Raw genomic sequence first — 13208 nt, 5'->3', positions numbered from 1 at the left:
ATGGCGCAACTCGTGCTCGATAAAATTCAAAAACGCTACGGCAGCACGTCGGAAGTGATTAAGCCACTCGATCTGGAAGTGAACAGCGGGGAGTTCGTGGTGGTGGTCGGGCCGTCCGGTTGCGGGAAATCCACCTTGCTGCGGATGGTCGCAGGTCTTGAGGAGATAAGCGCAGGCGAGATGCGCATCGACGGCGTTTGTGTGAACGATGATTCACCGTCAGAGCGCGGTATCGGTATGGTGTTCCAGTCTTACGCGCTCTACCCACATATGACGGTGTACCAGAACATGGCGTTTGCGCTGGAGATGGCGAAGCTGCCAGTAAAAGATATCGACGAAAAAGTGCGTGAAAGTGCGCGAATTTTGCAGCTCGAGCCTTTGCTCGATCGGCGACCAAAAGATCTCTCCGGCGGTCAGCGCCAGCGCGTGGCCATTGGCCGTGCCATTGTGCGCGAACCAAGGCTCTTTTTATTCGATGAGCCGCTTTCCAATCTTGATGCTTCACTGCGGGTGCAAATGCGCATGGAAATTGCCGCACTTCACAAAAGAATTAACGCCACCATTTTGTACGTCACCCACGATCAGGTGGAGGCGATGACGCTTGCTGACCGCATTGTGGTGTTAAATCAGGGGCGAATTGAGCAGGTGGGCACGCCGCTTGAGTTATATGACCGCCCGGCAAATATGTTTGTCGCACAGTTTATTGGCTCGCCCAAAATGAATCTGATCCCTGGCGTGTTAACGCACGGCAGCGCATTGCGCAGCGACGTCCGGCTTGAGAATCGTCAGGAAGTCTCGCTGCCGATAAACGGTGCTGGCGTACCGGAGGGACAGGCGGTGCAACTGGGGATCCGCCCTGAACATATCCAGATTACCGACCTGGCGCAGGCAGATATCGAAGGTGAAGTGCTGTTTGTCGAGCAAATGGGCAACGAGACACTGCTCTACGTTAACGGCGGCTACGGTAGCGAACCGTTAGTGATGCGCCATACTTCCAGGCTTGAAATTCAGGCTGACCGACGTATCGGCCTGCGGCTTCCGCCGGAGAGTTGTTATTTGTTTAATAGTGATGGGCGGGCGTTTATTCGGGGTTAGGGGTGATATCTGTCATTCATCTGTTTTCCGTTCACCCGTGCGGCTGATTATCTCTGTAACCGTTGCTAACGGTGAACGTGCCAGGAGGGTTACGCCACCCTCCTGGCGACCTCGGCGCCCGGTTTTAAATTGCCGCTTCGCGGTAAACCCCAGCTTATCCCCAACGTTCAGGGTCGCTCGCGATTCGCTCCCGGCGATCGCTCACTGGCGTGGTTCCCGACCACGCCACCCTGACTTATGGGGAACACTGGGGCAATTTATACCGGGAATAAGGTCAAAACCGGTTCGGTGAACGCATTGGCGAGAGTCGAATAGCTTAGTCCCGTAGCGTGGGAACGCACGATGCTTTCCAGAGGAAATCAAACCGTTGCAATAAACGATGTTCCTCACATTGTCAGCGGCTACGGTAGCGAACCGCGGATGATGCGCCATACTGAAAGACTTGAAATTAAACTCAAATAGCTCGTGGTGTCGTTTTGCTCTAATCCCGGCCCTCACCCTAACCCTCTCCCCCAGGAGAGGGGACATTCTGGTCTGAATGACGAGCATTCTTTTCCCCCCTCTCCCTGTGGGAGAGGGCTGGGGTGAGGGCCAATCCCTAAGGAGATCTCCATGGAAAAAAAATGGTGGCACAACGCGGTGGTCTATCAGATCTACCCGCGTAGTTTTATGGACAGCAACGGCGATGGTATCGGTGATATCAACGGCATCATTAGCAAACTCGATTACCTGCAACAACTCGGCATCAATCTGATTTGGCTCTCGCCCGTTTATCGTTCGCCAATGGACGACAACGGTTACGACATCTCTGACTACGAAGACATTGCCGCCGAATTTGGCACGATGGCAGAAATGGAGTCTCTCATCCAACAGGCAAAAAAACGCGATATTCACATCCTGATGGATTTAGTCGTCAATCATACTTCTGATGAACATCCCTGGTTTATCGAAGCGCTGAAATCCAAAGACAACCCGTACCGCGATTTCTATATCTGGCGCAAACCTGCGGCAGACGGCGGCCCGCCGAACGATTTCCGCTCCTATTTTGGCGGCAGCGGCTGGGCGTTTGACGAAGGCAGTGGCGAATATTATCTGCACCAGTTTTCAGTACGTCAGCCCGACCTCAATTGGGAAAATCCGCGTGTTCATGAAGAAGTCCACGCCATGATGAATCGCTGGCTGGCGAAAGGTATCGGTGGCTTCCGCATGGACGTTATCGACCTGATCGGCAAAGAGGTGGATCAGCAGATTATGGCGAACGGGAAAAATCTCCACGTGCTGATCCGCCAGATGAACCGCGCCACCTTTGGCAACGGCGACTACGTTACCGTTGGCGAAACCTGGAGTGCGACACCGGAATACGCCTTGCTTTACAGCGGCGAGGAACGAGAAGAGCTGTCGATGGTTTTCCAGTTTGATCACATCAAACAATTCTGGGATGAACACGCCGGGAAGTGGCGCAGTAAGCCGTTTGAACTGGCGAGCTTCAAAGCGGTTATCGAAAAATGGCAGACCGCGCTGGCGCATCACGGCTGGAACTCGTTGTTCTGGAGCAACCACGATTTACCCCGCGCGGTGTCGAAATTTGGTGACGAAGGGGCGTTTCGTGAGCCCTCCGCTAAAATGCTCGCCACTGCGCTGCACTGCCTGAAAGGCACGCCGTATATCTATCAGGGTGAAGAGATCGGCATGACGAACGTGCGTTTCGAAGCCATCAGCGACTATCGCGATATCGAAAGCCTGAATCTTTATAAAGAGCGGCTGGCGGAAGGTGTCAGCCACGAAGAGATGATGCTCGGCATCCATGCTAATGGGCGCGATAACGCCCGCACGCCGATGCAGTGGAACAGCAGCCCGAACGCCGGTTTTACTACCGGTACGCCGTGGATTGCCGTGAACCCCAACTACCGTGAAATCAATGTCGCGACAGCACTTGAACAGCCGGATTCCATCCTGTGGCATTACCAAAAATTGATCGCGCTTCGCAAAAATTATCCTGTGCTGGTTTACGGCGATTTTCAGGCGGTTATGCCTGAACACCCGCAGGTTTTTGCCTGGCTACGCACCCTAAACGACGAGCGTCTGTTGGTGATAAACAACTTTTCCGGTGAGTACCTCACGATCGACATACCGGAATTTATGCAGGACTGGCATGGCGAATGCTTGATCAGCAACTACGCGCCCCGTGATCGGCTGGCCGTCAGTATTGAACTGCAACCTTATGAATCTTTTGCATTATTGATGAGGAGGTAACCATGGCGAATTGGTGGAAAGAGGCGGTCGCTTACCAGATTTATCCGCGCAGCTTTCATGACAGCAACGGTGATGGAATCGGCGACCTGAACGGTATCACCGAAAAACTCGATTACCTCAACGATCTCGGCATCGATCTGATTTGGATCTGCCCGATGTACAAATCGCCCAATGACGATAACGGTTACGACATTAGCGATTATCAGCAGATCATGGCTGAGTTTGGCACCATGGAAGATTTTGACCGCCTTTTGCAACAGGTTCACGCCCGTGGAATGCGGCTGATTATCGACCTGGTAGTCAACCACACATCCGATGAACATCCGTGGTTTCTGGAGTCCCGTTCATCACGTGATAACCCGAAACGCGACTGGTACACCTGGCGCGACGGTAAAAATGGTGCGGAACCCAATAACTGGGAAGGGATCTTTAAAGGATCCACCTGGGAATTTGACCCACAAACCGAACAGTATTTTCTTCATTTATTTACCCGCCGCCAGCCAGACCTGAACTGGGAAAACCACGATGTGCGCCGTGCGGTGTACGACATGATGCGCTGGTGGCTGGACAAAGGTATTGACGGTTTCCGTATCGACGCCATCTGCCATATGAAAAAAGAACCCACGCTTGCCGATGTGCCGAATCCTGACAAACACCGTTATGCGCCGTCGATGAAAAGCCATCTTAATTATGATGGGTTGCTGGACTATGTGGACGACATGAGCCAGAAGGTGTTTCAACATTATGACATCGTGACGGTTGGCGAAGTGAACGGGCTGGATTCCGAACATGCTGAAGAGTGGGTGGGTGAGCATCGCGGGCGACTCAATATGGTGTTCCAGTTTGAGCACGTTCGTTTATGGGAACCAGAAGCCGGTTTGCGCCCGGAACCCGCAGTGCTGAAGAAAATTTTCACCGCCTGGCAGGATGCGCTGGAAGGCAAAGGCTGGAATGCGTTGTATGTAGAAAACCACGATCTTACGCGCATTACTTCACGCTGGGGCGACACCGAGCATCACTGGCGAGAAAGCGCCACTTGCATTGCTGCGCTGTTTTTCCTGATGCAGGGCACGCCGTTTATCTACCAGGGGCAGGAAATCGGCATGACCAATACCCGCTTCGACGGAGTGGATGATTTTGATGATGTGTCAGCGAAAAACACCTGGCGCGAGATGGCGGCTCAGGGCAAAGATGAAGCCGAAATCATCGCGTTTTTGACCAATACCGGACGTGATAACTCGCGCACGCCGATGCAGTGGAACTCCTGGCCAAACGCCGGTTTCAGCGACGGAAAACCGTGGTTTAAGGTCAATGCCAACTTCGAGATGATCAACGTCGCAAGCCAACAGCAAGACCCGGATTCGGTGCTGAATTTCTATCGCGCGCTTATCCAGTTGCGTAAGAATGAACGCACGCTGATTTACGGGCGCTATGTACTTGAGCTCAAAGATCACGCGCAAATTTATGCTTACCGCCGTGTGCTTGAAGGCAGAGAGTTTGTGGTGCTTTGCAATATGTCGTCGAAATCTGCCCGTTGGCTGAGCGAAGAATTACCGCTCGAATGGGCAGAATGTGTGCAGGGAAATTACCCTAAGGTGGATGAGCTTTATCGGTTGCACCCATGGGAGGCACGGGTTTATCAGCTGGTTTAAATAAGGACTCAGAGCTCCCCTATACAGTAACCAGGCCGCCTGCGGTATGATGCGGGCTGGTTTTTTTACAAGGAGGGGTTATGTTGACGACAACATTTCCAGCTTTGCAGGCCACGACCCTTGATGCCATAAATACGTTGGGTGAGTGGCTTTCTCACAATGAGTTTGATGCACCGCCCGCAGTGTCTGATGGAGAACTGATTATTCTCGCCGGGAATGCCGTTATTCCTACCATTGATGCGGCTTGCCAGTTGGCGGCTAACAGCGAGTTGCCACTGCTGATAACCGGCGGCATCGGGCATTCCACCACCTTTTTATACGGCGCTATCGCTAAACATCCTCGATATAACACCATTCCCACCACGGGGCGTGCAGAAGCGGCAATTATCAGCGATATCGCCACCCAGTTCTGGAAGATCCCCGCTGAAAAAGTGCTGACGGAAGAGAAGTCCAGCAACTGCGGCGAAAACGCCCGCTTTACGTTTGACCTGATGCAAACGCTGCAAATAACCCCGGCGAGTGCAATTATTATTCAAGACCCCACCATGCAACGCCGTACCGTCGCGACATTTGATCGCGTCTGGCAAAGTGAAGCGCATAAACCGCGTTGGCGCAGTTGGCCCGGCATTGTTCCGGTTCTGCTCAGTAACGATACCCAGACCACCTTTAGCCTGGATGAAAAGGGCTTATGGCCGGTAGCGCGTTATGTTTCGTTGGCACTCGGGGAAATCCCGCGTATCAGAGATGACGCACAGGGTTACGGGCCACAAGGGCGTGATTTTATTAGTCATGTTGATATCCCCGCTGCGGTGATAAACGCCTGGGAATTTCTGGCCAGGGACGCAGCGCTTGCACAATTGATGCGCGAACGGGGCCTGTAACCGTATTCATAAATATCCATTATCCGATGGTAATGATTTACTTTATCATTCATTAATGATAATTATTATCATCAAATAAGATTCACCCTTTAGCTAACATTTTGTTAGTTAAAGAACTTCACTTGCCATACCCAAGCAACTTCAAGATGCAGGTAGGCGGCAATCGAATGAATCCCGATGAGCTTACTTAAGTAAGTGATTCGGGTGATTGAGTGCAGCCAACAACCCTGCAACTTGAAGGGCGACGGGTATGTTGATAAGGATATTTATGTCTGCTTTACCACAAACCCGTCTACGTGCGTTGCCTGCCCTGATGCTCTCCAGCCTGCTATTTTCCAGTTCATTATTTGCTGATACCTCGTTTACGGTAGAAAGAAAACCTGTCGGCAAAGGCGCGTATGAAATGGCGTATAGCGCGGATCAATCTGCTCTGTATGTTGCTACGTCACAAAGCCGCAAACTGGATAAAGGCGGGGTGGTTTATCGTCTTGACCCGGCAACGCTCGAAGTGACTCAGGCTATTCATAACAACCTGAAACCGTTCGGTGTGGCGTTCAACAAAACCACCGGCACGCTGTTCCTCGGCAACACCACCAACAGTGCGGTGACGGCCATCAACAGCAAAACGGGTGATGTGATTAAGTCGTTGGTGGTTGATGACACCAAACGTACCGAAACCGTGCGCCCGCTGATGCCGCGCCAGTTAGTGGTTAACGAAGCCACCAATACCCTGTATATGGGCGGTTTGGGTGAGTCCAGCGTGTTGTGGGTCATTGACGGCACCACGCTTGAGTTGCGTGACACCATTAAAGATCTCGGCAAAATGGCGACAGGGCTGGCGATTGATGAGAAGTCTGCCCGCATTTACATGACCAATGCCGATAACGAATTTATCGTCATCGACAGCAAAACCAACAAGGTTATTTCCCGCACGAAGCTTGAGACTGAAGGCGAGCATTTCTATCTGAATATTGCGTTGGATCGTGCAAACAACCGCGCGTTTATCAGTGATTCGAAATCTCCGCAATTGTTGGTTGTTGATACCAAAACCAGCAAAGTGCTGAATAAAGTTGAGGTGCCGTTGGGGCTGGATGTGCTGTTTAACCCGGTGCGCAACGAAATTTACGTTACCCATCGTAAAGCCGGTAAAGTCAGCGTGATTGACGCGAAAAGCTATAAAGTACTGGAAACGATCGACACGCCAGCGTGGCCAAATAGCCTGGCACTTTCACCAGACGGGCAGCAGCTGTTTGTCAGCGTGAAGCAAGAGGGTAGCCGCGAAAAAGAACCCGCCAGCCCGGATGATATTGTACGTATCAGCTTCAAATAAAGTCAGTCGGGCACGCTATGCGTGCCCGATATTATTACCGAATCACTTCACTTACTCGCTATCCGCTTTTTCTGCTTTCCCTGCCAACTGCGCCAGGAAGTCATAGCGTTTTTGCAAATCTGCGGCGGCCTCTTTCCATAGCTGTTCTGCGACTTCAGGTTGCTGCGCATTCAGACGACGGAATCGCTGCTCTTTCATCAGCGTATCAGCCAGTGCATCAGACGGTGGACGTGAATCCAGCGCCAGCGGCAGCTTGCCTTCATCGGCACGACGTGGGTCGTAGCGATACAGCGGCCAGAAACCGGTCGCGGTGAGTTGGCGCATTTGATCGTGACTCAGCGCCAGGTCGTAACCGTGTTCCTCGCAAGGGCTATAGGCAATGATGAGCGACGGGCCTGGATACGCTTCGGCTTCCTGAATCGCTTTCACCGTTTGGTTGAGTTGCGCCCCAAGTGAAATCTGCGCCACATAAACATGCCCGTACATCATCATGCTGACGCCGAGATCTTTACGTGCTTTACGCTTGCCATGTTCACCAAACTTCGTGACCGCACCCAGCGGTGTCGCTTTCGACGCCTGGCCGCCGGTGTTGGAGTAACACTGGGTATCCAGCACCAGAATATTGACGTTTTCTGTCAGACTCAGGACGTGATCAAGACCGCCAAAGCCGATGTCATACGCCCAACCATCGCCACCGATCAACCAGATAGATTTCTCTACCATCGCATCGGCATCTGTAATGAGCTGGCGAGCGTCCGGGTCGTCAATATTCGCCAGATGCTGACGCAATGCGACAACCTGTTCGCGGCGCACTTCAGGCGTTGCTTCGGTGTGAAGCTGCTCGTTGAGTTCCGCAGGCAGTTTATCGGCAAATTTATCGACCAGACGCATCACGCGGGCGCGATGTTGATCGACCGTGAGACGGAAGCCAAGGCCAAATTCGGCGTTATCTTCAAACAGCGAGTTCGCCCAGGCCGGGCCGCGCCCGTTGGCATCGGTGGTGTACGGTGTTGACGGCAGGTTACCGCCATAAATTGATGAACAGCCCGTGGCGTTAGCAATCAGCATGCGGTCGCCATAAAGCTGAGTCAGCAGTTTGATATACGGGGTTTCACCACAACCTGAACATGCGCCGGAATACTCAAACAGCGGCGTCAGCAACTGGGAAGTACGAATATCGATACGTTCCAGGCTGGTGCGATCCATTTCCGGCATTTTGAGGAAGAAATCATAGTTCTCTTTCTCCTCTTCAACATGCTCAAGGCGCGACATCATATTGATCGCCTTGATTTCTGGATTCTGGCGGTCTTTTGCCGGACAGACTTCGACGCACAGGTTACAGCCGGTGCAATCTTCAGGCGCGACCTGCAACACGTATTTCTGCCCACGCATATCGCGGGATTTCACATCCAGTGATTGCAGCCCGGCAGGCGCATTTTCCATCGCTTCTGGCGGCACAACTTTGGCGCGAATGGCCGAGTGCGGGCAGGCAGCCACACAGTGGTTACACTGGGTACAAATGTCTGGCTTCCAGATAGGGATTTCTTCGGCGATGTTGCGTTTTTCCCACTTCGTGGTGCCCATCGGCCAGGTGCCATCTGGGGGGAGCGCGGAAACGGGTAGCGCGTCGCCAAGGCCTGCCAGCATCGCGGCGGTGACGGTTTTAACAAAATCGGGTGCCGCGTCAGAAACCACTGGAGGGCGCATTGGGCTGCTTTCGTTCACCTCTTGCAAAGTCACTTCAGCAAGGGATTCACGTGCTAACGCCAGCGCCTGCCAGTTGCTTTCAACTAGCTCCTGGCCTTTGCTGCTGTAGCTCTTGGCAATCGCTCCCTGAAGCTCCGCCAGTGCGCTGTCGCCCGGTAAAATCTGGGTGAGATGGAAGAATGCCATCTGCATGACCGTGTTGATACGCGCACCCAAATGGCATTCACGGGCAATTTTTGCCGCATTTACCACAAAGAAGCGCGCTTTTTTCTGGTTCAACACCGCCTGAACTTCCTGCGGCAGACGATGCCACACTTCATCAGCGCTATACGGCGTGTTAAGCAGGAAAATGCCGCCCGGTTTCAGGCGCTCTGCCATCTGGTATTTGTCGATAAATTGCAACTGGTGGCAACCAACAAAATCAGCCCGGTCGATAAGATAGGTTGAATTGATTGGCTGTTCGCTGACGCGCAGGTGGGAAACGGTCAGACCGCCTGCTTTTTTAGAGTCATAAACGAAATAACCCTGGGTGAAGAACGGCGTCGAGTTGCCGATGATTTTGATATTGTTTTTGGTGGCTGAAACGCTGCCGTCGCTGCCCAGACCGTAGAACAGCGCTTCGAGTTTGGCGCGGTTCGGCAGGGTGTTTTCAGGCAACGGAAGCGACAAATTCGTCACATCGTCGTAAATCCCCACCGTAAAGCGTGGGCGCGGTTTGGCTTCTTTTAATTCATTAAATACAGCCAGCACACAATCCGGGCCAAACTCTTTGGAAGAAAGACCATAACGCCCGCCAATCACACGCGGCAGCGTTTCGCGTTCGCCACGGTTAAAGGCTTCGGCAAGAGACGTCATAACGTCGAGATACAGCGGTTCCGCCAGCGCGCCTGGTTCCTTGGTGCGGTCAAGTACCGCAATCTGGCGGACTGATTCTGGCAGGACGGCTAATAAATGGTCGGCTGAGAATGGGCGGAACAGGCGAACTTTCAGCACGCCGACTTTTTCGCCGCGCGTGAGTAATTCGTCGACCACTTCTTCACAGGTGCCGATGGCAGAACCCATCAGAATAATGACGCGCTCGGCTTGCGGGTGGCCGTAATATTCAAATGGGCGATACTGGCGGCCCGTTGCGGCGGCAAAACTGTCCATCGCCTGTTCAACGTGCTCATAGACTGCGTCGTACCACAGGTTACTGGCTTCGCGGGACTGGAAATAGGTATCCGGGTTCGCTGACGTGCCGCGGATAACCGGGTGGTCCGGGTTCAGCGCGCGGGCGCGATGTTCATCAATCTCTTTTTGCGGCAACAGTTCCAGAAGGGTGCTGTCGGCAAGTGGCACGATTTTGTTGATTTCATGCGATGTGCGGAAACCATCGAAGAAATGAATAAAGGGAACGCGACTTTTCAGCGTGGCAATGTGCGAAATCAGCGCGAAGTCTTGGGCTTCCTGAACGCTGCTGGCGCATAGCATGGCACAACCGGTCTGGCGAATGGCCATCACATCCGAGTGATCGCCAAAAATAGAGAGTGCGTGAGTTGCAATCGTACGTGCCGCCACATGCAGTACAAACGGCGTGAGTTGTCCGGCCAGTTTGTAGAGTGTCGGGATCATCAGCAGTAAGCCCTGCGATGATGTAAATGAAGTGGAAAGGGCACCCGTTTGCAGCGCACCGTGAACAGCGGCAATTGCTCCGGCTTCGGACTGCATTTCTACTACGCGTGGCGTGTCTCCCCACACGTTTTTTCTGCCATCTCCGGACCAGGCATCAGCAAGTTCCGCCATGGTGGAGCTGGGTGTTATCGGGTAGATGGCAATAACTTCGCTGGCGCGAAACGCCACAGATGCGACCGCACCATTGCCGTCGGTAGTGATCATAAGACACCCTTACATTGCGCAAAAAAATTAACATAAAAAGGCCCGCATAACCGCGCCGAGCCGAAGAATAATGTTTTAATTCTAGCAAAGCCCACAGAAGGTGATTTTCGCTTTTGTGTCCTGCGTTGAGCCTATATTGATATTTTTAAAAGGGGGATTGGTTGTGTTTTACGCAGTAAAGTGATCTGTATTGCAAAATCACACACATTTTATGGTCTTATGGCCTCGACGGAACGGCATACCAGCGCTTATGATTCTTAGGTTTTGCAACGTTTAGGGGGAGAGAATTAATGCGCGCTGCGTTTTTAGCGGGTTGTGCCGCACTTTTATTGTCGGCATGTAGTAATGAACCACCTCAACAAGCCACCGCGGCTCACGTACCACCGGGTATGCGCGCGGCAATGTCCAGCCAGGGGCAGGCAAGTTGTGCAATGGTAGGCGGCTCGCTGAGCGTCGCTCGTCAACTGGATGGTTCGGTAACGGGGATGTGTGCGATGCCTAACGGCAAACGCTGTAGTGAAAACGCGCTTGCCGCCGGAACATGTGGGGCGTACTAGTCCTGTCAGTTGACCAGATCGGCCAGTTTATAAACTAAAGTATGCTGGCTGGTTTTCAACGTCAGTTGTTGCGGTGCCAAACCGACTTTTGCGCCACTGGTCAGCATGTCGTTGATCATATGATCAAGTTCGTTTAACTGTGGCTCGACACATAACATCATGGTCATTCCCAGACCTTTCGATTTCAGCGTATCGCCTTCGAGCGTTGCCTGGCCCATAAAGCGGTTACACATCGCGCCAGAAATATGCATATTTTCACCGAAGCTCAGTTCCGGCATACGTTTAATGCCAGTGAGCGGTTTGCCGTCTACAGTTTGCAGAACATAGCGGTGATGTTGCAGATCTTGTGCGGTAACAGTCGATTTATCGCCAGATTGTGCACAACCGGCCAGTACCATTGCAGCCAGAGCCAAAGAAGCTAATTTTTTCATCTCTTTTCCCTAAGTTATTCATTTCATCAATGAGTTGGACACACTTTGGCAAAAAGTGCGTGGTGATTCTTTAAGGATAATCCTAAAACAATCCTCACCCCGACCCTCTCCTTGAAGGAGAGGGAGAATACCGGGCTCTATTTTCTGCCTCTGAAGGAGAGGTGGAATATCGGGTTCCTATATCCGCTCTCCTTCAGGGTTCCTATATCCGCTCTCCTTCAAGGCGAGGGGGAATACAGCTCTCCAATATTCCCTCTCCTGGGGGAGAGGGTTAGGGTGAGGGCGTCCAGACTAAAACGAGTTAACCTGATTCACACACGTCTCACCATTCTCTAACTGACGCAAATTTTCCAGCGTAGTCTCAGAAATGCTGGTTAACGCTTCCGCAGTCAAAAATGCCTGGTGGCCAGTGAACAGCACGTTGTGGCAGGCAGACAGGCGACGGAACACGTCATCCTGGATCACATCGTTAGATTTATCTTCGAAGAACAAGTCGCGTTCGTTCTCATAAACATCCATACCTAACGCGCCAATTTTTTGATTTTTCAGAGCATCAATTGCTGCCTGAGAATCAATCAAACCGCCACGACTGGTGTTGATAATCATCACACCATTTTTCATCTGATCGAACGCCGCACGATCAAGCAAATGATAGTTTTCTGGTGTCATTGGGCAGTGCAGAGAGATAATGTCAGACTGCGCAAACAGGGTGGGCAAATCGACATATTCCACGCCAAGTTCAATCGCCGCCGCACTTGGATACGGGTCAAACGCCAGCAGGCGCATGCCGAAACCTTTCAAAATTCTCAGCGCAGCAAGGCCAATTTTACCCGTACCAATCACACCGGCAGTTTTGCCAAACATGGTGAAACCGGTCAGCCCTTCCAGAGAGAAGTTGGCATCACGGGTGCGTTGATAAGCGCGGTGAATACGGCGGTTCAGGCACATCATCATGCCGACGGCATGTTCAGCCACGGCTTCTGGTGAGTAGGCGGGTACGCGCACCACGGGCAAACCGAGCTCTTTTGCCGCATCGAGATCGACGTTGTTAAAGCCGGCACAACGCAGCGCGATAAATTTCACACCCTGGTTTTTGAGTTCTTCCAGCACTGGACGACTCGCGTCATCATTCACGAAGATGCAGACGCCTTCGCAGCCATGAGCCGTTTTGGCTGTTTTTTTGGTTAACAAGAAGTCATAAAATTCAAGATCAAAGCCGTATTCAGTGTTAACCTGCTCCAGATACTTTTTATCGTACTGTTTTGTGCTATAGACTGCCAATTTCATGAGACTTATCTCCAGAATGATATTGTTGTAAAATTACCACGCTTAAAATAATCATACAAATCTTAAACAAAATTTTTATGGATGAAATTCTGCTGCTCACTCAAGCTTAGCTACGCTTAAATCAGGCTTGATCTTCACGC

At 52.1% G+C, this 13208-nt stretch carries 9 protein-coding genes; 6 read left to right on the top strand and 3 right to left on the bottom strand.

What is annotated here, in order from left to right; all coding sequences use genetic code 11:
* From RHD99_RS12330 to yncE, 5 genes are all read left to right on the top strand, one after another.
* Nucleotides 1-1095 (top strand): ABC transporter ATP-binding protein, encoded by a 1095-nt coding sequence (locus tag RHD99_RS12330; RefSeq protein ID WP_309874139.1) that lies wholly within the window; start codon nucleotides 1-3, stop codon nucleotides 1093-1095.
* A 612-nt stretch (nucleotides 1096-1707) separates the two neighbouring features.
* Nucleotides 1708-3348 carry a palatinase gene (locus RHD99_RS12325; protein ID WP_309874136.1) on the top strand — a complete coding sequence of 547 codons (1641 nt, stop codon included), beginning with the start codon at nucleotides 1708-1710 and terminating at the stop codon, nucleotides 3346-3348.
* Between the two features lie 2 nt (nucleotides 3349-3350).
* Nucleotides 3351-5000 carry an alpha-glucosidase gene (locus RHD99_RS12320; protein ID WP_309874134.1) on the top strand — a complete coding sequence of 550 codons (1650 nt, stop codon included), beginning with the start codon at nucleotides 3351-3353 and terminating at the stop codon, nucleotides 4998-5000.
* A gap of 80 nt (nucleotides 5001-5080) precedes the next feature.
* Entirely contained in the window at nucleotides 5081-5881 is an 801-nt protein-coding gene (locus RHD99_RS12315) for a YdcF family protein (protein ID WP_309874132.1), read from the top strand.
* Nucleotides 5882-6149: 268 nt separating this feature from the next.
* Nucleotides 6150-7211, top strand: coding sequence for a 7-bladed beta-propeller protein YncE (yncE, locus tag RHD99_RS12310; RefSeq protein ID WP_374708433.1), 1062 nt, complete (start codon nucleotides 6150-6152; stop codon nucleotides 7209-7211).
* Nucleotides 7212-7262: 51 nt separating this feature from the next.
* On the opposite strand, the gene nifJ is transcribed toward yncE, so the two are convergent.
* Entirely contained in the window at nucleotides 7263-10793 is a 3531-nt protein-coding gene (gene nifJ, locus RHD99_RS12305) for a pyruvate:ferredoxin (flavodoxin) oxidoreductase (protein ID WP_309874129.1), read from the bottom strand.
* Between the two features lie 290 nt (nucleotides 10794-11083).
* Here nifJ and RHD99_RS12300 point away from each other — a divergent pair, with 290 nt between their 5' ends.
* Nucleotides 11084-11350: a putative hemolysin gene (locus RHD99_RS12300; RefSeq protein ID WP_183271483.1), complete on the top strand. Its 267-nt coding sequence runs from the start codon at nucleotides 11084-11086 to the stop codon at nucleotides 11348-11350.
* Nucleotides 11351-11355: 5 nt separating this feature from the next.
* Here the strand turns inward: RHD99_RS12300 and hslJ are convergent, their stop codons facing one another.
* Together hslJ and RHD99_RS12290 are read right to left on the bottom strand one after the other, a co-directional pair.
* Nucleotides 11356-11781, bottom strand: coding sequence for a heat shock protein HslJ (gene hslJ / locus RHD99_RS12295; protein ID WP_309874127.1), 426 nt, complete (start codon nucleotides 11779-11781; stop codon nucleotides 11356-11358).
* A gap of 291 nt (nucleotides 11782-12072) precedes the next feature.
* Entirely contained in the window at nucleotides 12073-13068 is a 996-nt protein-coding gene (locus RHD99_RS12290) for a 2-hydroxyacid dehydrogenase (protein ID WP_309874126.1), read from the bottom strand.
* Nucleotides 13069-13208: the final 140 nt, after the last annotated feature.

The organism is Buttiauxella selenatireducens, assembly GCF_031432975.1.
Lineage (GTDB): Bacteria > Pseudomonadota > Gammaproteobacteria > Enterobacterales > Enterobacteriaceae > Buttiauxella > Buttiauxella selenatireducens.
Note: the sequence above shows the minus strand (reverse complement) of the source record. Positions and strands in the feature narration are given on the sequence as shown.

Coding starts and splice junctions, on each gene's coding strand:
- RHD99_RS12315 (WP_309874132.1), top strand. CDS start 5,081: ATGTTGACGACAACATTTCCAGCTTTGCAGGCCACGACCCTTGATGCC.
- yncE (WP_374708433.1), top strand. CDS start 6,150: ATGTCTGCTTTACCACAAACCCGTCTACGTGCGTTGCCTGCCCTGATG.
- hslJ (WP_309874127.1), bottom strand. CDS start 11,781: ATGAAAAAATTAGCTTCTTTGGCTCTGGCTGCAATGGTACTGGCCGGT.
- RHD99_RS12330 (WP_309874139.1), top strand. CDS start 1: ATGGCGCAACTCGTGCTCGATAAAATTCAAAAACGCTACGGCAGCACG.
- RHD99_RS12325 (WP_309874136.1), top strand. CDS start 1,708: ATGGAAAAAAAATGGTGGCACAACGCGGTGGTCTATCAGATCTACCCG.
- RHD99_RS12290 (WP_309874126.1), bottom strand. CDS start 13,068: ATGAAATTGGCAGTCTATAGCACAAAACAGTACGATAAAAAGTATCTG.
- RHD99_RS12300 (WP_183271483.1), top strand. CDS start 11,084: ATGCGCGCTGCGTTTTTAGCGGGTTGTGCCGCACTTTTATTGTCGGCA.
- nifJ (WP_309874129.1), bottom strand. CDS start 10,793: ATGATCACTACCGACGGCAATGGTGCGGTCGCATCTGTGGCGTTTCGC.
- RHD99_RS12320 (WP_309874134.1), top strand. CDS start 3,351: ATGGCGAATTGGTGGAAAGAGGCGGTCGCTTACCAGATTTATCCGCGC.